General features: G+C 58.7%; 16 protein-coding genes and 1 pseudogene. 4 read left to right on the top strand and 13 right to left on the bottom strand.

The window, feature by feature from the left end:
- Window positions 1-11: 11 nt before the first annotated feature.
- The 9 genes from HAV21_RS09475 to HAV21_RS09435 all read right to left on the bottom strand — a co-directional run bounded on the left by HAV21_RS09475 (window position 12) and on the right by HAV21_RS09435 (window position 15,654).
- Window positions 12-1,223, bottom strand: coding sequence for a DNA cytosine methyltransferase (locus tag HAV21_RS09475; protein ID WP_243753195.1), 1,212 nt, complete (start codon window positions 1,221-1,223; stop codon window positions 12-14).
- A gap of 480 nt (window positions 1,224-1,703) precedes the next feature.
- A complete protein-coding gene (locus tag HAV21_RS22560) occupies window positions 1,704-4,793 on the bottom strand; it encodes a DEAD/DEAH box helicase (RefSeq protein WP_166841507.1) in 3,090 nt (1,029 codons plus the stop codon).
- Between the two features lie 46 nt (window positions 4,794-4,839).
- Entirely contained in the window at window positions 4,840-6,612 is a 1,773-nt protein-coding gene (locus tag HAV21_RS09465; RefSeq protein WP_166841506.1) for a phospholipase D family protein, read from the bottom strand.
- Window positions 6,613-6,703: 91 nt separating this feature from the next.
- Entirely contained in the window at window positions 6,704-7,912 is a 1,209-nt protein-coding gene (locus HAV21_RS09460) for a DUF6361 family protein (protein ID WP_166841505.1), read from the bottom strand.
- Between the two features lie 16 nt (window positions 7,913-7,928).
- Window positions 7,929-8,396, bottom strand: coding sequence for a hypothetical protein (locus tag HAV21_RS09455; RefSeq protein WP_166841504.1), 468 nt, complete (start codon window positions 8,394-8,396; stop codon window positions 7,929-7,931).
- Window positions 8,393-11,470 (bottom strand): DEAD/DEAH box helicase family protein, encoded by a 3,078-nt coding sequence (locus HAV21_RS09450; protein ID WP_166841503.1) that lies wholly within the window; start codon window positions 11,468-11,470, stop codon window positions 8,393-8,395. The genes HAV21_RS09455 and HAV21_RS09450 overlap by 4 nt, the downstream gene beginning before the upstream one ends.
- 10 nt (window positions 11,471-11,480) lie before the next feature.
- A complete protein-coding gene (locus HAV21_RS09445; RefSeq protein WP_166841502.1) occupies window positions 11,481-12,416 on the bottom strand; it encodes a restriction endonuclease in 936 nt (311 codons plus the stop codon).
- The gene (locus tag HAV21_RS09440) at window positions 12,413-13,687 is read right to left on the bottom strand and encodes a restriction endonuclease subunit S (RefSeq protein ID WP_166841501.1); all 1,275 of its coding nucleotides are present in this window, start codon (window positions 13,685-13,687) and stop codon (window positions 12,413-12,415) included. Before HAV21_RS09440 ends, HAV21_RS09445 begins: the two co-directional genes overlap by 4 nt.
- Window positions 13,684-15,654, bottom strand: a complete 1,971-nt coding sequence (locus tag HAV21_RS09435; protein ID WP_166841500.1) for a class I SAM-dependent DNA methyltransferase — start codon at window positions 15,652-15,654, stop codon at window positions 13,684-13,686. The genes HAV21_RS09440 and HAV21_RS09435 overlap by 4 nt, the downstream gene beginning before the upstream one ends.
- A gap of 842 nt (window positions 15,655-16,496) precedes the next feature.
- Here HAV21_RS09435 and HAV21_RS09430 point away from each other — a divergent pair.
- Window positions 16,497-17,888, top strand: coding sequence for an APC family permease (locus HAV21_RS09430; protein WP_166841499.1), 1,392 nt, complete (start codon window positions 16,497-16,499; stop codon window positions 17,886-17,888).
- Between the two features lie 16 nt (window positions 17,889-17,904).
- On the opposite strand, the gene HAV21_RS09425 is transcribed toward HAV21_RS09430, so the two are convergent.
- The 4 genes and pseudogenes from HAV21_RS09425 to HAV21_RS09410 all read right to left on the bottom strand — a co-directional run bounded on the left by HAV21_RS09425 (window position 17,905) and on the right by HAV21_RS09410 (window position 20,711).
- Complete coding sequence (locus tag HAV21_RS09425) at window positions 17,905-18,777, bottom strand: SDR family NAD(P)-dependent oxidoreductase (RefSeq protein ID WP_166841498.1); 873 nt, start codon at window positions 18,775-18,777, stop codon at window positions 17,905-17,907.
- A gap of 57 nt (window positions 18,778-18,834) precedes the next feature.
- On the bottom strand, window positions 18,835-19,209 hold the full coding sequence (locus tag HAV21_RS09420) for a TfoX/Sxy family protein (RefSeq protein WP_166841497.1): 375 nt from the start codon (window positions 19,207-19,209) through the stop codon (window positions 18,835-18,837).
- Between the two features lie 46 nt (window positions 19,210-19,255).
- Window positions 19,256-20,501: pseudogene (locus HAV21_RS09415) on the bottom strand (NAD(P)/FAD-dependent oxidoreductase).
- 54 nt (window positions 20,502-20,555) lie between these two features.
- Window positions 20,556-20,711, bottom strand: coding sequence for a hypothetical protein (locus HAV21_RS09410; protein WP_166841496.1), 156 nt, complete (start codon window positions 20,709-20,711; stop codon window positions 20,556-20,558).
- 135 nt (window positions 20,712-20,846) lie between these two features.
- On the opposite strand from HAV21_RS09410, the gene HAV21_RS09405 reads away from it, so the two are divergent.
- From HAV21_RS09405 to HAV21_RS22200, 3 genes are all read left to right on the top strand, one after another.
- On the top strand, window positions 20,847-21,047 hold the full coding sequence (locus tag HAV21_RS09405) for a hypothetical protein (RefSeq protein WP_142939985.1): 201 nt from the start codon (window positions 20,847-20,849) through the stop codon (window positions 21,045-21,047).
- Between the two features lie 301 nt (window positions 21,048-21,348).
- Complete coding sequence (locus tag HAV21_RS09400; protein WP_011773907.1) at window positions 21,349-21,552, top strand: cold-shock protein; 204 nt, start codon at window positions 21,349-21,351, stop codon at window positions 21,550-21,552.
- A 389-nt stretch (window positions 21,553-21,941) separates the two neighbouring features.
- Window positions 21,942-24,497, top strand: coding sequence for a helix-turn-helix transcriptional regulator (locus HAV21_RS22200; protein ID WP_347877630.1), 2,556 nt, complete (start codon window positions 21,942-21,944; stop codon window positions 24,495-24,497).
- The last annotated feature ends 7 nt before the right edge of the window (window positions 24,498-24,504 follow it).

The raw sequence follows: 24,504 nt of genomic DNA, 5'->3' as shown, positions 1-24,504 counted from the left end.
TAGCCTAGGTGTTAGTTCAGCAGTTCACTTACTATATTTCCGATTTGGTAGGCCAAATACGGTGGTACTGCATTCCCTATTTGAGTGTACTGCTGGGTTCTGTTGCCCAAAAATGCATAGTTGTCGGGAAAGGTCTGAAGTCTGGCGGCTTCGCGGACCGTTAGGCTCCGCATTTGGGAAGGGTCAGGATGGATATAGTAATGGCCATCCTTCGCTATGTGGGAAACAACAGTCGAAGACGGTTTATCCCAGATCTGCACCTTGAAGCGGTCGGCGAATGCTTTCGACTCTAATCTGGCTGCGTTGTGGTTTGGAAGCAGGTCGGTTGCGAACTCTGATAGGAGAGGCGACCGGAAGTTGACAGCCCCGAACGCCGCAGCGAAGAAGTACCGGTATAGGTCCGCTTCCATGTGCCCTCTAGACACGTGGTTGGCAAAGCCTCCAATGGCATGATCAGAGAGCCAGCGCTGCAGCTCAGTATCGACTGGGGTGTCACGTCCTCGAACGAATTCTTGGCCGAGGGGCGGAACTGGTCTCAGGGGCTCCGCAAATCCATCGACAGAATCCTTGGCCATGCGGTGCGCCAGACTGCGGACATTGGCCCAGAGATCCACGGCGTCATTGCCACGAGAAATGCGCGATCGAATGGCGGGGAGATGTCCAATTGCCTCCCTGACCGTTGCTTGTTTCTCCCGCTTTTGAAGAATCGTGGGCTTTCTGCCTACATCAGAGCGGACCCCTAAGAGGATTACGCGGTGGCGCTGTTGCGGCACACCGTATTCTTCGGACCTGATGATGAAATCGCGAGGTACTAAGTTGTCTGGCTCATCTGGCACGGTCAGCGAGTAGATTACGTACTCCGCATCGCCGCCCTCGTTTCTGAGGTCATCTCGGATGCGTGCAAACATGGGTTGTCCGCCGTGTGTCGATGAAAGCAGGCCCTTGACGTTTTCCATGACAAAAACGGCTGGAGAGAACTTTCTAATGATGTGAAGGTATTCCTGGTACAGGAAGTGCTTCTTATCATCTTCGAAGGTCAAGTCATTGGCTCTTCGAGACCGCCCCACCAAAGAATAGGCTTGGCACGGAGGGCCGCCAATCAAAACCCAATTTGTAGCCCCGTCCAGCGCAACTTTGATATGAAGGTCCGAAGCCTCTCGTGTGTCCGGTCCGAGTTCGAGTTGGTGTACGTGACGTGAGGCTCTCTCAAGAGCGGCGGCCATCTTGCCGTCTTGACGGAGTTCGTGCTCAGTGATCTCTGCGCGTAAGTACCGGTAGTAGGCATTTGGGACTTGGCCGCGATCCCGCAGGTCCCGAAAGGCACTGCGCAGTGTCAGGGTGGAGTGAGCGGAGCGTTCCATCTCAATCGCGGAAACGGAGTTGAAAGCGCGATCCCCCTGAGCCCCAACTGATGCAAACCCCTCGCCCAAGCCACCTGGCCCCGCGAAAATATCGATAATGGGGATAACGCCCACGCTTGCCTCTTTATTACCTAACACACGTCCATGACGCGAGAATCCGTGCGGCTGTTACCGCTCTTGCATAAAACGTACTACCTGCTGCCGACGTTTTAGCCCCGGCACTACGCAGCATCCCTAGAGCATATCTGGCGCGAGGGGGGTGGGCCGTGCAACGCGTCAGTTAGTGTCAATGCGCGCCCCGCCCCCCGCGGACGGATCGTTCAAGGAAGACTTGACCCGGACTCAAGGCCTCAAGTTCAGCGGTCTAACACCTGTTCCATTTTTGATTAGGCCTAGCAGATCATCCTGGCGAGCTTGGCCCAAGGTCAGCCTGTACTTCGCGAGCCCATCGAGCATGTTCTGCGTTCTGGTCACATCTCGGCTTAGTGGATGATCGAGAAGTCGCCGCTCGATCTTGTGCGGGCCTGGATGAATCCAATGGGGTGCGAACTCTGAACGCGGTTCCACTGGTCCAGCGGAGATCTCGGATGTCGCGACGTCGAACAACGTTTGCCAAGGATCCGTGACGCCCGGCTTCAGAACCGATTTGGCATACGTATGGGCAACGTTTTTTCGTACCGCATGACCCAAATAGCGGTGGACGCGGCCCTCCCTTTGCTCGAAGTCCACCGGGTTACTCGGTACATTCCAGTGGATGACGGAGTGCGCCCACCAGTGAAAGTCGATGCCTTCCTGACCCACGGAAGTCGAAGCCAATACGAACGGCCAAAAAGGACTATTGAAGGCCCGGCGGACATCAGGCATGCGGGTGCTATCGCCGTCGTCTGTGCGGGCGTTACTGTAGCGGACTGCAAAGCGGACGCCCATCCGGAGGTCGTCATGAGACTTATCCGGATACTTGGCGAGTAACTGCGCAGGTTTGATGGACAGGGACAAGCGGATGTCGTCGGCGATTGCCCTCAGATCATCGACAGAGACTGAACCCGGGGCCTGCTGACTGCGCAACTGAAACACGTACTCATCCAATACGGCTTGGAGATTTCCACTCTCGCAGTAGCGAAGAACTTTCTGCCAGTAGTCGCCGTCGGGGTAGAGGGTGTCCAACAGCTCGGTGACATCAAGCCTGTTGAAGAGTGTCCTGAGGCCAGAAGCAGCGCTCACCGCTGCTTTCCAGAGATCGCCTTCATCAAAGCTGTCAGGAACGATGCGACTTAGAGCACGGTAGAGACAGTTTGCAGGTGAGTTCACAGCCAAGTCGTCTATGCCGTCCTCCCAACCTACGGAGGGTTGGTTGGCCACCGCCACCATGCGATCCGCGTGGGCCAAGTAGAGTGCGGAATCGGAGCTTCCCTCTTCGTCCTCCTCATCAGAAGCTCTTCCGTCTTTGCGGATTTCTTCGTCAACCCTTCGCAACTCTTGTCGTGCCAACTTCGGACTGTCGCTCCAGGCAATTGGGAGTCCCCTTGGGACCGAGAAGTACGAGGCCCATGTGCCGAGCCGGAGCGCGGGTTCGGCAACTGTGCCTCTGATCAATTTCTTGCCACATTCTGCCGCTCGCGCTTTGATGGTGGCGCTATCAGCGGCTGAGCCTTCGTGGGCGGCACTGATCAGGGGATCGCTGGCACGAGCCAGGGCAGCATGCGGAACAAACAGCGCGAGTGTGGACATGGCAAGCGGCTCACCGTTGCGAACGTTGTAGCGGAGACGGCCGCGGAAACGCTTGCGGGCTTCGGCCGTGTTCTCGCCATGGAGATTGGAGCCCCACATGATTCGTCGCTCGGCCTCGTAGGAGAGCAGCGTAGTGATGGCTGTCGGGGCAGCATTCCAAGCTGAAAAGATGAGCTGCTTAGTGACGGCTCCTTCCACTTGGGCGAATGGACCAGAGGGCTTCACATAAGGGAGTGATGGAGGCATCCATAACAATTTCCACCAGTCCTGACCAACGGTATGTTCGCTGACGGCTCGGAACTTGGCATTGTCCGTTTCAATATGGCCGTATTGCCGATGAACCTCAGGATTGATGGTCGTCAGGGCTGGTAGGGTCGGGTCGACGGCAGCGTGATCGCAATGGATTCTGTCATCCAGCATCCGGCCAACCTTGTAGTTGGTGAGGAAATGCGCGAACATCGGTACCGATTTCCAATACTCCATAGGGTTGCCCGATCCGGCTGCCTGGAACGTTTTGGCCAACGACCGATAGCTGGCGAGATCGGCGGCGCGGACATCGGTTGGTGACATATCGATGCACGACAGCATGTTGTCGTCACCCAGCTGCGGCCTTTCGGTGCGGCTCATGAAGAGTTTCAGGCGACTTTCAATTCTTCGAGTGAGTCCCTCGTCGTTCACCTGTCTCATGAGATGTGAACGGCGTGAGTCCAGGTCGGCATCGAGCGCCTCGATGTAGTCCGTTCGCCCGTTGCTGAGAAAACGCAGGAGCTGGCGGAAGTCGGCTGCGTGATCATCGCCGTCGGATTCACTGGCACCCGTATGGGCCTTATAGGGCGTGGCTGAGAGCAGGACGAGCTTGGCACCCTCATAGTTCAAGAATTGTCTGGCAAGCTCGGCAGCCGCATCTACTTCTTCTTTGGTTGCCGAAGGTTCATAGAGAAGATCGCGGAACCGCTGGAACTCGTCCAGGATTATCAGGTCTGGTTCTAAGCATTCGAGGGCAGCCTTAGCCAAGTCTCCGCGAAGCCCACCGACAACCGCTCGCATCTTAGACCGGACTGCGGCAGCATTGGCCCCCAACGCCTCCTCCATCAATCGATCGAACGCAGATAGGTTTCCAGAGCGCGTGGCTAAATCATGAAACCTGCCGACGACCGACTTCACTATGCCTTGGGGGTGGAGGTCATCCAGCCTTCTGACCTCCCCATTGAAGTTCTTGGCCTTGGATTGTGACCGCAGGAGCTCGATAGCTAGGTCATGCCGGTCTTTTCCGAAAGCTCCCAGCTGTCGGAGGATGAGGAAGAGCACGGCACGCTCGCGTGCTTGACCCGGCGCGTTGCTGACGTTGAACGAGGTGCCTGGAGTTAGCGAAATGAAGTTCACTCTCTTCCGAGTGCCGGGATGGGGCGCCGCATTCAGCTTTCCGAGTTCCGTCGGAAGAAGCGTCAGCCGTCCCGACTCAATGATGTCCTTCTGGCCCGTTACGTTCAGGCGTGCCAGATTCTGTTTGGCCAAATCAGAGTTTGAGCACACATAGACGACGTCGATCCGATCGACATCCGAATCAGGCCGGTCCAAGCGTTCAATGGCCTTCGCGATAATGCCGCGTGCAACCATGCTTTTCCCCAGCCCGGTTTCGTCCGCCACCAGAAACCGATCAGCAGGTTCGTCGTCCACATAGAACCGGCGGAACACGTGGTCCACCGTCCGGCGCTGGAAGTGACGAAGTCCCTGCAGCGCGGGTTCTGAGTCAAACGTCATATGGTGTCTCCAGCTTCAGTGCCTCTACAGCCGCCGTCCAAAGGGAATGCAGCTCGAGTATTTCCCTGTCATCACCCCGAAGTGCCAGTAACCGGTCCATGACAACCTGGAGGTCGGCAAAAACCTGCCCGGACTCCGGGTTGGCCAAGGCTGCCACCATGGCTTCAAACAAACCTGACGTCGAAGAATTAGTAAATCCGGACGCAGGGGATAGCCAGTTCGCGCCCGTCGCCCCTCCTAGCCCGACGTCTTCGGGAGTTAGGAAAAGGAGCAAGAATTGTCGGAGTTTTTGAGGATCGTTCAACTGGCGCGCAACAATTTCGTCAAGCCGTCCCGGAAGATCGGCTATCAGGATTCCTTGGATGACTGTGCTCTTGGACAGCCCTGCCTCTGGGTCCTTTATGGTCAGTAGCAAATACGGCGTGACGTCAGCGAGTGGAACTGCACGGAACCGTTGGATTGATGCACCGTCGGTGGGAACGACGGCGGCCGTTACTTGGGGGAGGGACAGGAGCCGGAGGGTTGCGGTGAACTGGACATTAGGCCTCCAGCTGTAGCTGATTTCGATAGCGTATGTCCCTAGGCTGTCCGGCTGGGCCCCGACTAGGAACTGATGAGCTGCTGCGGCTCTAAGCTCTTTCTCAAGGCTGAGAGCGGCTTGGTCTTCGTCAGACGGTTCTTTGCCGCCTTTGCCGCCGTACTCCTCGAAGGGGACTTCCTTGAGGCTTTCTATGACGCGCTGAACGCCAATCCGTTTCTTGGCACCCCGTAACTCTACGAGGAATTCGACGTTGGTGCCGAATGCCGCAGCGGTGGCATTGGCTGATCCCAACAGAGCGTAAGTGGAATGGTCGTAGTCGCAGAAGTAGGCCTTGGCATGTAATCCCGATAGGTCTTCCGCGAGAAAGCGAAAGCCTTCTTGATCGGATGAAGCCTGGCCCGTACTTGATGACTCAGGGATGCCGCGTTCATCGAAAGACTTGAAGGAACTGCGACGTTCGGTCACCGTCCCTTCTTGAAGCAAATCGAGTTGGTCACTGCGCGAGTACACATGGAGATTGCGCATCCATGGGTCTCGTAGGCGGGCCAAAAGAATGTCATCTAGGAATGGGGAGATAACCAATTTCTCAAAGCCCAGAAATGCGGCGCCTCCTGTCTTCCCATTGAGGCCTCGAAACCTATTTGGCTCGCATAAATGGCCCGCAATTGAACCTTGTTCGAATTTTTCACCTAAACCCATGGGTCTAAACGAAAGCTTTTGTATGTCCTCCGGCAATTCCCAACTCACGTTTGACAATCGGGACGCAAGTCCATGTACGCGAGCCAGCCGGTCGACATCGAGCTTTACAGTACATAGTTCGGGAAGGTTTTCGATGAAACGAGCCAGGGGGCCGCTGTCAGGGCCAGCGTTTCCGGACTCGAGATCTCCGTCGAGCCGCACCAACAGATCCCAGCTGGCGTCGGCGGTCAGATTGCGGCTGGAACACAGGAAGCGGTAGCGCCGTTCCGTGCCTCTCTCGAATTCAAGTACCCACACTTTTGGGTGAAACAGACCCCGTTTGACGCTAACCTGGTGCACCATGGGCTCAAGCATTGCCAGCAGATCTGATGCGTCCCTGGGCGCTTGAATGTGTCCTGCTTGGCAGAATATGTCCACACGATCAGACACTTTGCGTAAGGCGCTGAGAACGGCAACCGGATTAGTGAAGTCCTCGCCGTTGCCCGCGACAAAGCTTAGTGGAACGGAAAGAGCACTGGTCATGTCCAACGTAAATGTAGTGCCCACGGCGTGTACTAGCCGAAAGCCCGATGGAGGGCGGAGCTGCTGGGTGAGAGCCTGGCGATTCGTAGCATCAAGCATTTACGGAAGCCTCCATTGCCAAGCCAGCATGGATATCCAAAACGGTCCGCCGTACCTGAAACCAACGGAAGTTAAGTGCCGTCACTGAAGTCGGCGGCTGCCAAGCACGGAGACGGCGCTCATTATGGAAACGGGAGTTTGACTTCTTCATCAACCTTTCGCGCGTCATGACCCGATCGCAGAAATCCTCATTGTCGATCATCCTGGCTTGGTTCCTAACAGCCTCAATCGCTGATCGAACGAACCCTGCCGTGCTGGAATTGATGCCTCGGTTCAACGATGTCGCACGAGCTAAGTAGTCGTCTACGTCCCAGGTGCCAAGGATCCCGCGCTTGGCGTCGCGCTCGTCTTCCCAAGAGTCGAGCAGGCGTTGCGTCTGTCCAACGATGTCCTCCTCGGGTGAGAATGCGGCACGGGAGTGCTCGCTAAGTAGCCGCTGGTAGAGGATGGTCGCTCCATTGTGGATTAGTGAGAAAACTTCCGCGTCCCTCAGCCACTGACCGGGTTCATCTCCGACCGTTTGGCAAACAGGATCCAGCCACGGTGCCCAGTATCGCGGGTCCGGGCTTGCGTCGGAGCCCACGAGATGAGCCAGCATGCTTCCTGGGCAGGCGATCATCATTCGATCTCTAAGCCAGCTGGCTTCTTCATGAGACAGCGTCAGACCCCGTTCGTCGGACTGCGGAAAGCCCGACGGGGGTGTGGGAATGCTGGGGTTCCACACGTGGGGCGAGTCGTCCCCATCCTCCGGGATCGGCGCATTCATGCACATCAATTGTGCGACTGAGCTTCGTTCAGCCTCCGGGCTCACAATGCCAAAGCGGCGCAACGCAGACCAGTAAGCGGCTGAGGGGAGTTGCTTCACGTTCCGGCCGGCCTCGCTCCCGATGTAGCTTTCGACCCCCAACTCCTTGAACCTGCCAATCAATCGACGCTCGGACTCTTCAGATCGCTTGCGCAGCTCCTCCGGATTCTTGGTACCGCGGTGTTCGGTCAAGTATGACCATGGCACCAGGAGCATGTAACGCGCTCCAGCGTGCAGAACCGATGTTCCGGGAAACAGGCTGTTGCTGATGACATCGCGCAGTTGACCGAGTCCGAGGTCGTCTGTCGTTTCCGGGCTGCCCAAGAGCTTGACGAGCTCGCGCATCCTTGCGTTTTCCTCGGTGGAGGCGTCGAGCCAGGAGATGAGGGAGGGCATTAGTGTCCGACTACTCTCAACGCCTAGGCCCTCTGATGCCGATGCCGGTCCACCACTTTCTTATCCAGCTCATTTTCAGCGGATCTTTCTGCGTTAGAAGGAAGAGTTGGAGAGCAGGTAGTTCAGATGGACCCAGCGATTTCATGGCCTCCTTATATGGAGACTGGCTGCACTGTTTGATCATTCCGTCCGCCCACATACTCAACGTCTTCGTGGAAATGAATCCGTTACGCCTTAGGTCTAGCTCGTCCTCACAGAGCTCCAAGTATGAGCGGATGGTCCGGTCTTCACCTCGAAGGGTCTTCACTAGTCCCCGTTGAGATCTTTGACTGTTGTCCATAAGTGCCCAGAAACGCTGAACGTACAGGTTTTCGAAATCGCGATGTTTGGCTGCACGGGCACCAATGAGCTGGATAATCGCGAAGGTAACAGCGATTACCGTTGCAAGATTGGCGATTATCTGAGCCCACTCCCATCCGCTCATGCCTGCAGTTCCTCGTAGATCAGCGCACTCAACATCTTCAGCAGCGACTGCATTTTCGTTTTGTCGCCCAACGCCTGAAGACTCAGGTTGTAGTGGCTGTCCATGGAATTCGATACGGCATCGGTGACGGCCTTCTCAAGATGAGGGCTGCTGCCGAAATGACTCCGCGAGTTGTTCTGTGCCTGCTTCTGCAGCGTCTCGTTTTTCACCAGCTCGCGGCGTACGCCCTCCACGAAGTGCGCTACAGCATCCAGTTCCTCCCCTTCGAACGGCAGATTGGCCTGCTGGATGATCTCTTCCCACGTGGCCAGGACAGGGTCTTTCGCTTGGCCGGTGCCGACCTCGGTGGGTGGCTTGAGCAGCGCATCTTCGCCGGAGAGCTGCAACTGGGCCTTGCCTTTGTCCTTGAGCGCGTACTTGGCAAGCACCACTCCGGAAAGGTCCAGCGCCACCTTGGCGTCGTTCACACGGAGGACCGGCAGAAGGTGTTTGTAGTAGATCGAGCGTTTCTCCAGATCCGTGTCGGCGAAGTCGACGATCTGGGAGAGGAAGTCGTAGGCGCGGACAAACGATCCCAGGTCCTTGCGGAACAGGTCCAGCTCGTCCTGGGCGGCCTTGTCACCATCGGCCACGGCGGCGTTGTACCGGGTGTTGAAGCGCGACTTGGCCGGCGCCACCCAACCGGAGAGAGCATTATTACCGGCCCCAAGTACATAGGATTTCACCAGGCCGTCCACTTCGGAATCGAGGTAGATCTGGGCAGCGTCTAGCTTGTTTTGGAGGTCATGCACCACGTTTGGTTCGGAGACGCTCTCCAACGCGGCCTCGCGGAAGTACGGCTTAAAGGACGCGAGGATCTCGTCGGGGTCGTTGACGAAGTCCAAAACGAAGGTCTGGTCCTTGCCCACCGCTGTGCGGTTCAAACGTGACAAGGTCTGCACAGCCGACACCCCGGAGAGTTTCTTGTCCACGTACATTGCGACGAGCAAGGGCTGGTCGAAGCCAGTCTGGAATTTGTTAGCCACCAACATGATTTTGTAGTCGTCAGTCGAGAACGCCTCGGGCAGAGTGCGCCCCTTGAGACTGGGATTCATGTTGATCTCATTGAACGGCTCGACGCCGGATTCGTCGTCGTTGACCTCGCCGGAGAAAGCGACCATCGTGCCCAAGCCGGAATAGCCGGCGTCGTTGATGTACTTATCGATGGCAAGCTTGTACCGCACGGCTTCTTTGCGGGACCCGGTAACAACCATGGCCTTAGCCTTGCCCTCCAGGCGCCAAGCGACGTTAGCGCGGAAATGCTCCACTATCACTTGGACCTTCTGGCTGATGTTGTATGGATGCAGTTTCACCCAGTTCATCAGCGACTTCAGCCCCTCCGACTTCTCTACCTGTGCGTCGTCCGAGTCGTAGTCGTGACCTTCATGCGTGAGCCGGTAGGCCACTTTGTAGCTGGTGTAGTTCTGCAACACGTCGAGAATGAAGCGCTCTTCGATGGCCTGCTGCATGGAGTACAGGTGAAACGGCTGCGGCAACCCGTCCGGACCCTTGCGGCCGAACAGCTCGAGCGTCTTAGCTTTCGGCGTTGCTGTGAAAGCGAAGTAACTGATGTTCTTAGCATCGGCGCGTTCGGCCATCTCGGCAGCAAGGTAGCTCTCGACGTCGAACTCGCCGCCGTCGTTGACATCCGCCAGTTCTTCGGCAGACAGGACCTTCTTTAGCTTGTTGGCTGTTGACCCGGTCTGCGAGGAATGTGCCTCGTCCGCGATGATGGCGAAATTCCGGCCCTTCAAGGCGTGGGACTCGGCGATGGTCTTCAATGCAAAGGGGAAGGTCTGGATGGTGACGATGATGATCTGTGTTCGGGCCGCCAGCGCGGCGCTGAGCTCGGCGGACTTCGAGCCTGCATTGCCGCGGATGGGAACTACGACGCCGGACTTGTGCTCGATCTGATAGATCGCGTCCTGCAATTGGGCATCGAGCACGGTGCGGTCTGTTACGACGATGACGGAGTCGAAGATCTTCTCGTTGTCGGAACCGTGCAGGGAGCTGAGCTGGTGCGCGGTCCATGCGATGGAGTTGGTCTTGCCGGACCCGGCGGAATGCTGGATGAGGTATCGGTGACCTGGTCCCTCCGCGCGGGCGGTCGCGATGAGCTGGTTGACGACGTCCCACTGGTGGTAGCGCGGGAATAGCAGAGACTTACGGACTTCCCGGTCGCCAGTGACGGGATTGGTCTTGTCGCTGATCTGCAGGTGCAGGAACTTTCCGATGATGTTCAGCCAGGAATCGCGCTGCAGCACCTGTTCCCAAAGGTAGCTGGTGGCTGAGCCCTTCGGGTTGACCGGGTTTCCGGCACTGCCGTTGTCACCGAGGTTGAAGGGCAGGAAGTAGGTGTCCTTGCCCTTGAGCTCGGTGGTCATCTGGATCTCGTCGTTGCTGACCGCGAAGTGAACCAGCGCACGCCGGCCGAAGAACAGCAGGGGTTCGTCCTTGTTCTTGCTATTCCGTGGCGGCCGGTCTTTGCGGTACTGCTCGACAGCGTCATTGATGTTTTGAGTGAAGTCGGTCTTGAGCTCGATTGTGGCAACCGGCAGGCCGTTGACGAATAGGACCAGGTCGATGCTCTTCATCGTGTCGACCGTGGAGTAGTGCACTTGCCGGATCACCCGGAGGCGGACCTTGCCGTAGCGCTCTAGGGTCTGCGGGTTCAGGCCCATGGCCGGCTTGAACTGGCACATCTCGAACTTGGCGGCGACGTCTTTGAACCCGGTGCGCAGCACGGAGAGCATGCCGGCTTCCTTCGCCGCCGGCTTGTCCAGGACCTTGCACAGCCGGTCTAGGAGGAGGTTCTTGGCGACGTCGTGTTCGGCGGGGGAATCCGTCGGCTTGAGGACTTTCCCGAGCTGCTCCGGCTGCGTGTCCGCCAGCCAAGTGAAGACGTCCTCCGGGACGAGAGCCCGTGCGGCGTCGTAAAGCTCGCTCGCCTTGCGGTCAGGTTCGTAGATCCAACCCTCAGCAGCCAAGGCCTGGCAGATCTCGTCCTCGAATGTCACTTCATTGTGCTGAGCCATACTGTTCCCCCTAGAAACTGTCGAAGAAGTCCTGGTCGAGCTTCTTCACGATCACAGTGCGATCGATCTGGACCCCGACGCCGTACTCGAACATGAGCGACGCCAGCCGGTGGCCGTCGATAAGAATCAACGTGTAGTGCGCTGTATCACGGGCAACGGCACGCGCTCCCGTGGTGAATGTCGAGGTGGTGATGAAGATGCCCTTGGTTGCCCGGAACTGGCCCAGAGCGCCGCTGAACGCCTGGACCTCAGGTGCCCCAACGTTGTTGCCCTCGGAGTAACGCTTGGCCTGCAGGTATACGCGGTCGAAGCCCAGGGCATCCTGCCAGACAATCCCGTCTATACCCTTGTCGCCGGAACGCTGCGTGGGCTTGAGATTGTCCTCGCGGTCTGTTCCGTAGCCCAGCGCTCTTACAACGAAAGGGATGAGGCGCTCGAATGCGTCCGGCGAGAGCTCGAGCAGGTTGCGATAGATCTCGTCGATGACGACTTGGTTGAGTTGGTCCGCGGACTGCTCGAGGGCCTCGGACGGGTCCGGGTCGACCACAGCCTCGGAGGATGCGGTTGCCGGTTCTACGCCGGGAAGGGCCGTCTTCTTGGGTGTCTTCGACGTGTTTTGGTACGCGCGGTACGACGCGTATTCCATCAGGGTCTGATAGGTGATTTCTGCCGCTGAGGAAACCCGGCGCAGGCCCTCGTCACTGATCTTGTATTGACCGCGTGCCTCGCGCACCAGCAAACCGGCCTTCATGGAGTCGAAGACTGCCCAGTTGATCCTGTTGGACCAGCGAGCCTCTCCGGAAGACATCACCTCCGCCAAGTCTTCTTCGTTTAAACGGGTGCGTTTTGCGACGGCTGTCCTGATTTCAGCATTCCGGCGGATCTGGCCATCCGACATGACCCGCAGAACAGGATCAACGAAGCCATGCCACTGAGGCAACGTCATGACTGGGCCGCTCCTTCTCGAACGTCGATTTTGCCTGTCACGGCAGCGGAAATGAGGGCCGAGCGGCGTTCCCGGAGAAGTGAAATGAACATCTTGGCGCGGCCTTCGAGCCGGTCCGTCAAAGCTGATTCACGGTCAATGTAGCCCAGTATCGCTTCTTGCTCGCTAAGGGATGGATACCAGAGAAATCCCTGAGCTAGGGATTCTCGGTTGATCTTTGGCATAGCGACGCGTGCGGAGCTGTCCGCAGTGAAGTCGGTAAACGGCTGCGACAACATGAGCTCCTGCAGGAAGCGGTTCGACATTACCTCGGGTGAAGCCCTTATTCCGTACATGTCAGCGCTGCACAGGCAGTCCTCGGGTGCGATGACGACTTTCCGAAGATAGGGGCGAATTTTCGAATAGATCACCTCGCCCGCCTTCACCAGGTACTTCCCACTATCTGCGCCTTGGTAGGCCGAGGTCTCTCGGTGAGTGATTCTTCCTTTTCCGGACTCGACATGGTTCGGAGCGATCAAGAGCATACTCGCCCAAGGCTCTTGTTTTGGGTCAACTTGGCCAGCATTTATCGCCGTCACCTGGCTGAACTTGCGAACTGTCCAATGCGCAGGAACATCGCCGAGCCAAGGGATGCCGGAAGGTTTGGTAGGGGCGGTGGGGTCGAGGCCTTTGGTGACGGCATGGGTGATGATGGCTTGGCGCTTCTCGGCGAGGAGTTCGATGAGCCGCTCCTGCTTGCCGATCAGCTCGTCGATCTGGGCGGTTTCACGGTCGAGGTAGTCACAGGCTGCTCTTTGATAGTCGGGGCTAGCGTGCGGTATCTCGAGGTTGGCGAGCTTATCCGCCGTGAAATGACGGATCGTCGCCTTGTTGCAGAGGACGTCGAGATAGGAGCTGCTTCGAAGGGCGTCAAGGGTGTACTTCGCGAAGCGAATGTCGATTCCTTGTCGGGGTCGAACGCGGTGAACACTGTTCTGAAAGATTGCCGAACTATCGGCTTTCACCAATGCACTTCGTCCTACGTCACCGCCTTCGCACACGACGAGGTCGTTGGCCCTAACACTCAAATTTTGGCGGTCCGTGTCTGAAGCCCACATGGACTTGAGAAAGGAGTCTTCGACGTACCCGTCCTGGACTGCAGCGGAATTCAGGTACGGCGTAAGAGAGTCTGTGGGCCCGGTTGACTCGGTCTGAAGCATCTTTCCCAGCGTGACCTCGAAAAGCCGCTTGAAGCTTGTCACTTGCAGGTCGGTCGTGCCGTACCAGGTCACTTCTCAACCTCGGCTAGGAGTGCGGTGATCTCGGAAACGAGCTTGTTAAGGTCCGTGTCGATTTCCTCCAAAGACCTGGGCTCGACGTACTTGTAAAAGTGCCGCGTGAAGGGGATCTCGTAGCCGACCTTGGTCTTGGTCTCATCGATCCAGGCGTCGGGGACATGGGGGAGGACCTCGCGCTCGAAGTAGGCCTTGATGTCCTCGCCGAGCGGGACGTTCTCCGTGTCGCGAAGGTCGGCATCCGCCTCGGGGGTGCCCTTGGGGCCTTTGCAGACGTCGGCGGTTTCGTCGCGTTCGGAAAGCCCTGCCAAAACAGCTTTCATGACCGGGGCGCCTAGTTTGAGGCTGGCACCGGCGAGGGCCGGCTTGAGGACCTTGAGGAAAGCTTCACGGTTCTTCCAGAGTCTCTTCTCGTCTTCGCCGAGGCGGGTGAGCGTCTTCTCGAGGAGCTGCCGTTCCTCTTCGGACAGTTTCTCGACGGGTTTCTGCGCCAGGACGACGCCGATCCTCTCGGGCGTGCAAGCGAAGTTGAGCTTCAGCGGGCGCTCCACTGTAATGGTGGAGTAGCCGAAGTCCTGGTTGTTGAAGATCTTGGAGGTCTCGCCGTCGTCCTCGAACGCCCCGTAAAGCCGGACGATGCTTGCAATGTCCTGGGTGCCGAGTTCCTTGCGCTTGGAGCCGAGGCTCTTGCGCATCTTCTGGAAGAAGTCGGCACCGTTGATGAGCTGGATCTTGCCGACCCGCTCCGGGTGTTTTTGCTTCTTACTGTTGGAGAGGATCCAGATGTAAGTGGCAATGCCGGTGTTGTAGAACATGTCCGTGGGTAACGCGATGATGGCCTCCACGAAGTCGTTCTCGATCAGGTACTTGCGGATCTCCGACTCCCCGGAGCCGGCGCCGCCAGTGAACAGCGGCGAGCCGTTCAGGACGATGCCTATGCGGGAACCGCCGTCGTGCGCCGGGCGCATCTTGCGGACCAGGTGCAGTAGGAACAGAAGGGATCCGTCGCTGACGCGGGGCAGGCCAGGGCCGAAGCGGCCGTCGAAGCCGTGGAGCTCGTGTTCCTTCTGGATCTGTGGCTGGATTTTCTTCCATTCGACGCCGAAAGGCGGGTTGGAGAGCATGAAGTCAAACTGTTGGCCGATGTTCTGGTCGTTCGCGAGGGTGTCGCCGACGGAGATCTTGGAGATGTCCTGTCCCTTGATGAGCAGGTCCGACTTGCAGATGGCGTAGGACTCGTCGTTGATTTCCTGGCCGTACGCCACGAGGGAGGCGCTCGGGTTGAGCGAATGCAGATGCTCCTGGGCGACGGTGAGCATGCCGCCCGTTCCGGCGGTGGGATCGTAGATGGACCGGACGATGCCCTCTTTGGTGAGGACGTCGTCGTCGTAGTTCAGCAGGAGCTGGACCATGAGCTGTATGACCTCGCGCGGGGTGAAGTGCTCTCCGGCGGCTTCGTTGGAGGCTTCGGCGAAGCGGCGGATGAGTTCCTCGAACATGAGGCCCATCTCGATGTTGCTGATGGTCTCCGGGTGGAGGTCAATCGCGGCGAAGTCCTTGGTGACGTGGTAGAGCAGGTCCGAGCTGTCCAGCTTCTCGAGCGTCTTGTAGAACTCGAAGCGCTCGAAGATGTCCCGGGTGTTCTCCGAGAAGCCCTGGACGTAATTAAGGATGTTCGCCTTGATGTTGGTGGGGTCATCGAGGAGCTTGGCGAAGTTGAACCTGGAGGTGTTGAAGAAGCTTTGGTCGGAGGCCTTCTGGAGGAAGGTGTCCAACGGGATGTTGAGGTCCTTCTTGGCTTCCTGCTCTGCGAGCACGGCGTCTTTGGTTTTGTCGAGGACGCAGTCGAGGCGGCGGAGGATGGTGAAGGGCAGAATCACCGAACCGTACTGGGCGGGTTTATAGGTCCCCCGCAGAATGTTTGCGATGCTCCACACCAGGTTGGCATTGTTGTTGCTGGCCACTGCTCACTCTTCCTTTGCTGCGCGGGCGCAGGGAGCGTGGTGTGACTGCAGACAACGCAGCATCCCCTGGCCGTGCAGCGTTCATTAATTACGCACGTACTAGGTATGAATTGTATGGGCACTAAGGCAGGGTTCTCAGCAATGGGAAGGCAGCCACATGCTGAGCCGCAAACGATTCCGCTCGGGCGGATAACTTTTCAGGCTTCCCCCGGTTGTCCGGCGGCTGGACCTCTTGAACCCATGCTCCGCGTCCATCCGTACTCCACCAACGATCACGGGGTAGTGGTGGTCAGTCACGGCTGCCCGCCGAATGGGTCCACGACCCGCTGCAGCGAAGGATCCGCAACTGGGCTCATGCATGCGTTTGGTTGAAGTCCTGCCAGACTTCCGTGAGGCGTTCGGGGAGGTCGTCGCTGAAGGCGATGTCGCCGTCATCGATCGCGTCAGGTTGGCCTTGTAGGTGCCCGGCGCGGCAGCCCTGCGTATGGAGGTCTATCCTGTGGCCGCCAGCGCCGCCCGAGAGGAACTCTTGCAGGCATAACGGTCGGCACTGGAGGGCAGTACCTGGCACTTGAGGCCGTTGGCGCATTACTGGAGGCGGAGTGCGCCGCAGTCCCCACAACCGCCCGTCACATATTGACTGTGACGCGCCTCACCGTCACAATAAATGAACGTTATTCATTTCATCTCAAGTTCACACGGCCAGTGGCTTCCATCAAGCGCCCATGAGCCACCCCCAGCACTTCAGGATCGCGGTGACCCCGTAGATCCGGTCGCCGCTACGAAGCTCTGCAGAGTCGCAGCTTCCAAGCACACAACAGTATGACCACCAAGGATTCCCAATGACCCCCACGTTTGAAACAGATACACCGGCAGGCGAGAAGCCTGTGGGGCCAGCCTCCGCCCAGGCGCCTTCCCAAAGTTGGCGCCGTGTCCTCGGCGTTCCATCACTGGTCTTGCTGGGCTTGGTCTACATGGTCCCGCTGACCATCTTCAGCACCTACGGCATCGTTGTGGAACTGACAGGTGGGCGGCTCTCCGCTGCCTATGCCGTGACCCTGGTGGTCATGCTGTTCACGGCTCGTTCGTACGGCCGGATGTCGCAGGCGTTCCCGTTCGGGGGATCCGCGTACACCTATGCAACCCGCTCCTTCGGGCCAGGCCTTGGCTTCATGGCCGGATGGTCGCTCCTGCTGGATTACCTGCTGCTGCCGATGATCAACTACCTCCTCATCGGCATCTACATGGAAGCCGCATTCCCGGCGATACCTGCGTGGGTGTTCATGATCGTCGCGATTTTGGCTGTGACGGTGCTGAATGTCCTCGGCATCACTGCGATTGCGAAGGCCAACTTTGTGGTGGTGGGTCTCCAGGCGCTCTTCATCGTGTTGTTTGTGGCCTTGGGACTTTCCTCCATCACGGGAATCGGCAATGTTGACCTCCTGGCGCCGTTCACCGGTGCCGAAGGTGCCGAAGGACTTTCACCCGTCTTCGCCGGCTCCGCAATTCTCTGCCTCTCTTACTTGGGGTTCGACGCCGTCTCAACCTTCGCTGAGGAAACCAAGGATCCCAAGCGGAATCTTCCCCGGGCCATCATGATCACCACAGTCCTGGCCGGCTTGATTTTCCTGGGACTCGCGTACATCAGCCACTTAGTTCTCCCCGTCAGCACCTTCAACGACGTGGACTCGGCGGCCATCGAGGTCATTGGCGCGGCGGGCGGCGAGTTGCTGGTTGCCTTCTTCACGGCCGCGTACATTGCCGGCAGCCTCGGATCAGCGTTGACCTCCCAGGCTTCGGTCTCGCGGATCATTCATTCGATGGGCCGCAGCGGAGTGTTCCCGGCAGCGTTGGGGCGGCTGCACGCCCGCTTCAGCACCCCCGTGTTGCCCATCCTGCTGACCTCCGCGGTGTCGCTGCTGGCGTTCGTGTTGGATCTGCTGACGATTTCCTCGCTGATCAGCTTCGGTGCCCTGGTCGCGTTCTCTGTGGTCAATCTGGCCGTGATCAAGCACTACTTCTTCGACCAGAAGGCCCGCGGTGCCCGTGGCGTGATCCACAACCTTGTGCTTCCCGGCATTGGGTTTGTGCTCACGATTTGGCTATGGACCAGCCTCAGTGGTTTGTCGTTCACCTTCGGGCTGTTTTGGGCCGGCGTGGGATTGGCCTACCTGGCATTCTTGACCCGAGGGTTCCGGAAACCTGCGCCGCAGCTGGACCTGACGGAGGCCTAGTTTCCTGAGCGCAAGCTCAGAGGATCTTCGCTAGCCGGGCGCATTCCTCCCACAGCCTCTTCCGGGCGGCCGGATCGGAACCCATGCCCGGAGTCGGCAGTTGCTTGCGCTTTGCCCAGAGCTTGCCGGACACCGCCGCAGTCTCCGGTGAGGTCGCCAGCCAGACGGGCGTATCGGCCGCTTCCTCGGCAGGCTTGCCCAAGGTGTTCGTTAGCCAGCGGAACGGTCCGCCAACGTCCTGGAGCAACCCCGTGTTCTTAACCAAGCCCGGGTGCGCGGCATTCACCACGACGTTCGACCCGAGAAGGCGATCCGCGAACTCCTGCGTCAACAAAACCCGGCCGAGCATTGTTGGTGGGGTAGCGCGCGTATAGCTGTACTTGCGATTGGCGGTCTGGAGGTCGTCGAAGTCGATCTTGGTAACCGACGGTCCACCCGAATACTTCGACGCGATATTGACCACCCGCGAAGTCCAGGCCTCGTCGGCACCTGCGCCGCCTTTCAGCGAATCCACGAGCAAATTGGTGAGCAGAAAATAGCCCATTACGTTGGTGGCGAACGTGACTTCAAGGCCGTCCGGAGTCACTTGGCGTTCCTTGCGGAACACACCGGCAGCGTTGACGAGCACGTTGAGCTTTTGGTGACGGGAATGGAACTCGTCAACGGCCCAGCGGATTGAGGCCTGGCTCGAGAGATCGCACGCCAGCGGTTCCAGCGCTGCGGTGGGGACCACAGCATGGATGTCACGAATCGCGTTTTCTGCCCGCGCTTCAGAACGGCCAACCACGACGACGGTCCCTCCTTCGCGGGCCAGCGCAGTAGCGATGGCCTTGCCAAGGCCGCCGGTAGCACCGGTCACGAGGGACACCCGCCCATTCATTGATGCCATAGCAGGATCACAGCACTTCCTGACACTTTTGACGAGGGCTCTTGCTTGAGGAATTCCCTATTTCTTGGGCATCTTTGCCTTGGGTTCCTTCGGTGCTTTCGGCGGCAACTTCGCCACGTTTTCCAAGGCCTTGGCTACCCATTCCGCAGTTTGCTCGGCGTCGTCCTGCCAAGACTCGGGAAGCCCGACGTAACCGCCCATGGGGCGCTCTTCCGGGCCGAAAGGTTGCGTTTGGTGATTGGCCTCCAGCTCCTGCTGGTCGGCCATGGAGAGCTTGACGCCGATGGTGGGGCCAAACAAGCCGGCGAACATGTTGCCATTGACGAAAGCGCCGAGGTTCCCGAACATCGGCTTGACCACCACGTCTGGACTTTCGGGGACGGCCGAGCGGAAGCGTTCCTTGTCCGCCTCTGAAGGCTTGGGCATTTGCATGGAATCGTCCTCCTAGGAGCGTTTCATCTGAGTGTTGACTTGATGTTCACGGGCCGGAGATTCGCTCAGCGACATATCTGGCATCCAAGCCCACGCCGCCGACTATGGCTGAATAATGCCGGGTTAGCCAAGGGAGCCCGACGACGTACAAGCCCGGAATCTCGGTGACACCTCGCGTGTGTTTGGGGTAGTCCCATTCGTCCACAAGGGGCATGTCGACGAACCGGAAGTCGAGCCTGAACCCGGTTGCCCACAAAACGGATGTGATGTCCGAATCGACGAGGTTCACCCGCAGTGGCTCACTCGGCAGCCAGTCGTCCGCTGCCAAAGGCGGCTGCTCCGGCGCGTCGATCCCTGCCGCCGCAATGTACGCATCAATCGCCCTTCCCGAGCGTTGCGCGAAGAGCGACTCAACTGTGCCCAGCCGCTCAGGGAGGTCATCGCTGAAGGTGATGTCGCCGTCGTCGATGGTATCCACGTGACCGTGAAGGTGCATGCCGCGGCGGCCGAGTTCGCGGAGGTGAATGGCGTGGCCGCCGTCGGTACCCGAGAGCAGGGGGTTGGGCGCGAAGCGTAAGGCGGGGGAGGGGAGCGCCTCGGTGGTGAGGGCGTTGACGCCGTAGTCTGGGCCGTGCTTGCCGGTTTCGAGCATCCAGTAGATGAGGTCTTGGCCTCGATATCGGCGGGGCGCTTCGGGCACGATGGAGACGGAGAGATGGACCTCGCGGCCGGCTGCGTGCAGCTCCTCGGCAATCTGCCCGCCCGATTGGCCGGTGCCGACGATGAGCACTGCCCCCGCTGGGAGCTGCGACAGACTGCGGTAGTCGTGGGTGTGGAGTTGGGTGACGTCGGCGGGAAGCTTGGCGGCCAGTGCGGGGATCTTGGGAACTTGGTAGGCGCCCGTTGCCAGGACGATGTTGCGTGCGCGCAGGTTCCCGAGCGATGTCTCAAGGTTGAATCCACCGTTCGGTGATGAGGTCAATCGGGTCACATCGACACCCGTGTGTACTGGAGCGGCGATCAGTTCGGCGTACCGCCTGAAGAGGTTCACCATGGCGTCCCGAGAGATGAACGAGTCCCGGTCGTCGCCGTCATACGGCATCCCGGGGAGGTCCAACGCAAGGTTGGGGGGTGTTCATGTAGAAGCTGTCCCAGCGGTCCTGGAATGCGCCGCCAAGTGAGTCGCGCCGTTCCAAGATCTGATGCTCGACGCCGAATTGCGTGAGCCAGTAGCTCGTCGTGAGGCCGGCTTGGCCCGCGCCGATGATGACCGTGTCAGAGGTCGGTCCCATGGGGTGGAGTTTACGCTCGAGGGTGGCTTTTGGGGATGGGAGAAGAAGGATTTCCTATTGGCTCTGCGCCTCAAAGAACGCGGCCAGCTCTCCGTCCGTCGGCTCACGGATCTCTACGGGCGTCGTGGCGGGGGTGGGCGGCAGGAAGTTGTGAATGGACGTTTGCCCGTCCAGCTCGGGAATTGGTTCAAACGCGGCGTCGTCCGCCATGGTTGCGCCTCCTTCAGATCGGCTCAGACCACCTTATTTGGGCGCGGCCATGCGTCCGGGGATGTGCGGCCGGCGGATGCTGCGTGTGTTCAAAGGACGTAGGCTTTCGGGAAAAGAATCTGGGGGGATTTGGATATGAAGACCGCAACCTTGCTTCGGGTGCTCGATATCGCAACGCCGGTGGTGGCTGCACTAAGCCTGGTTCTGTTGGTAACAGGACTATTGGACAACTTCTGGGCAACAGTGTGCCTTATAGCTACTGCAGCTCCGGCAATCACCAGTTGGGTGATCAAGGACAGGCTCCAAGGCACAGCCAAGGGTGATGAACCCCAGTAGCGCCCACGGCGAAATAGCGTCTCCCGACGCCAAAAATGTCAGTGGCGACGCAACGATCTCTGGGCGCTAAAGACCTGGAACTGCCTCCACGGGACACATCCGATGGATAAATATTTCCCAGCACTAGCTATCTGCTCAGATGTATGTAGACTTGACGGTGTTGTTGTGTTTGGCATTTGGTAGTTCAGGCAGTCCCCACGATCCTTCCGGATCGTGACCTTCTGAAGTAACGGTGGAGAACACCCCACACCCGGAGACCCGAAAGTCGGGACAATCTCCACCTTCAGTAAGGACTGAAAAAATGGCTACAGGTACCGTGAAATGGTTCAACTCCGAAAAGGGCTTCGGCTTCATCTCTCCTGAAGATGGCAGCCAGGACGTTTTCGCTCACTACTCTGCGATCAACTCCTCGGGCTACCGCTCCCTCGAAGAGAACCAGAAGGTTTCCTTCGACGTCGAGCAGGGCCCCAAGGGTCCCCAGGCAGTAAACATCCAGGCTATCTAGTCTTCGGATAACTAAGGAGCAGGGCCGGTCACTGACCGGCCCTGCTTTTTTGTCTGCCCTCATATAGAAGATGTGTTCTATAGCTGGCAGTTAGAATAGAACACATATCCACATAGCGAATTACACCCATGTAATTTGATTCCAGTTCTCCGTAGCGTGGAACGTAATCCACCCGGCGAGCTGAGGAAGTACCCCATGGAACAGTCAACCTCCAAAGGCCTCATATACCTAGAAGAGGCCCGCGAGCACCTAATTTGGCCCAAATCACCACCTAGACCGCCCCGAAACTGCCTGTGCAAGGCAGTTTTGCCACCTAGTCCCGTTTTCACGTTCTAGCCTGCGAAGTGAGCCGCATGTCGGACAACCACAGGAACAGGAGGCGAGGTCACGTGTTCGATTCAGAGGTGCAACGAATCCTGGACTTCGTCGCACGCGGAATCGGAGTGAGGGTGGTCGGCGGACCGGGCGGCGGCAAAACGACAGTATTGCGCAACGTCATGAGCAACTTGGAGAAATCCGGAGTTTCCGTGCACTTCGTCAGTGGTCTCCGCACACATCGATCCATCCCGTATTCGGCCATCAAAGGGCTGGGGCTTGACGTGAGGCCAGGACGCAGCAGTGTGTTGGACATCGCCGACGTTTTTTCGAGCCAGTTGGCCAAGCCCGGCAAGCACTTGCTGGTAGTTGACGATCTCCACCTCCTGGACAGCGAGTCCCTGGCTGTACTGGAGGCTGTCAGGCGAAGGTCGGATTGTCCTATGGTGGCAACGGCCCCCGAAACGTGGGCGTTTTCCAGAGGTCAGTTGGCCGTGCTCAACCTTGGCCGGGAGGCGCATCTGCAATTGGATCCGCTTCACTACGAGCAAGTTCACCTTCTCATCGCACAGGTTCTGGGCGCGCCGGCCGACGCAGACACAACTGCGCGCATTCTCACCAAGTCCGCCGGCAATCCGCGGCTGGTAGTACGGATCGCAGAGACCGCAGTCCTGAGCAACCTCTTGGTCATGGAGGACAAGCAATGGACCATGTCTGCTGAGACCCTATGGAACGAGCACCTGCGCGGCACACTGGAGGCGCTCCTGGCCGAACTAAGCGCTGACGAGTTCACAGCCTTGCACATCATGGCGATTCTGGGCACGGCACGGGTGGATGTGCTCCTCAAAGTCATTCACCCGGACGCCCTGGAAGGTCTGGAACGCAGAGGATTCCTTTCCGTACTGGCCGATCATCAAGGTGGCTCCATCGCCGCCATCAGCCCACCAGTCATCGCCGATTACTTCCGCGACAGCAAGAAGCTGCGCGACAGCAGACTGCTCCGCACGAAGATCGCCGGCATCCTGGAGGCCGCGCCACACGCGGTCCCGGAAAAGCGCACCGCGGACTGCCTTTCCCGTGCCCTATCAGCCCTCCGGCTTGAGAAGGCTGACGACGACGCTATTACCTCCAGACAAATTCACGAGTACAACGCGGACCGTGAACAGATTCGCTTCGAACGCTGGCAGGCCAATAAGTCAGCAGCCAACGCCGCGGCAGTCCTTCGCATCTACTGGGGAGCGCCCGTGGACGTGGAGCGTGCCAGCAGTGTCTGCGCTGAAACAACAAACTTCGACGCCGAACCCCAGGACCTACTGTTTGTCGCCGTCACTGAGGCCATGCTTGCGATCCACACCGGACGCGGCCCGAGAGCCGCCGTCGAGATCCTCCAAAAGTTCGCAGGGGATAATCCGCAGTTGCTGACGGAAGTTAACGACGCCATCTTATTCATCAACGTCTCCCATGGCAGGGGGCGACTGGACACCGGCGACTTGCCAGCGACCTCTGAAAGCAACAAGACAGGATTGGGGGGCTTGGTTCAAGGACTCTTGGAGCTCTACCGCTGCAGACCGGCGGCGGCTTTGGACGCAGTGGAAGGCGCAGGCGACGACGACGCCATCCCGCATCTGCGCCCATTCGTCCGCAGTTTCGCCCTGTTCGCGGCAGGCCGGGTGGAGGAGTCCCTGGTGATGGCGTTGGACTGGCGAGCCGAGTCCCGGAAGAACCTGGACCAATTCGGTGTGATCACCAGCAGCTATGTAGCTGCACATGGCCTCTTATACCGTGGACACTTCGAAGAGGCTGAGTACCTCATGAGCAGCGTGTTCGCCATGGGCCGTCCGGGGTTCGTTGTGGATTCCCTCTACGATGCCATGCTCAGGCTCGCGGGGCTCCGGCACGCCACCACCGCACTGCTGCCAACGCTGTCCATAGCCGCGCAGGCACGAACCGACGTGGCCGACGTTGGCCCCCTTCCTGGCATCGGCAAGGGAGCCTACGAACTCATTGCTCACAACAGCACTCAGCCTTCCACTTTCGACCGGAAAGCCACCAAACTCATCAAGCAGCAGTTGAAGAGCGGCTACGTCCTGGAAGCCTTGATGACAGCGTTGCTTTGTACGTGCCTGATTCCTGGCCGGCAGGTCCTGGATCTATTGCAAAAGATCCTGCAGGAGAGCGGCCTCACGGTTCACCACCAGCTCGTCGCCATTGCATGCGCAGTGGTGGAGGGCGACCACAAGCTCCTTGGCCTCCTCCTCAAACACTATGAACCTGACATCGACACGTACCAGGTGGGGATGCTCCTCCGGGGAGCGCTCAAACGCCACGTCATCGAAGGAGACGCGGCCGCAGCTGATGCCATGGCACAAGCTTCCTCTGTCTTTGCTGTTCGGTTCCCGTCAGCCAACGAGCAGCTTTCCTTCAATTCCTTCAGGGCAACACCGCTGACCGAAAGGGAGATCGAGGTAGCTATCTTGGCCGGTCACCTCACCAATGTGGAGATCGGGGAACAGCTGGGCATCAGTGCGAGGACAGTGGAAAACCATATCTCCAACGCCTTGCGGAAGTCCGGTGCAACGTCCCGCAATAGCCTCTTCATGCTGGTGGGTAATTCACTTCCGCCCCGCTGACCCGGGA

This window comes from Paenarthrobacter sp. MSM-2-10-13 (assembly GCF_011605365.1).
Classification (GTDB): Bacteria; Actinomycetota; Actinomycetes; order Actinomycetales; family Micrococcaceae; genus Arthrobacter.
The sequence above is the reverse complement of the archived record's forward strand: the minus strand, read 5'-3'. Positions and strand labels throughout refer to the sequence as shown.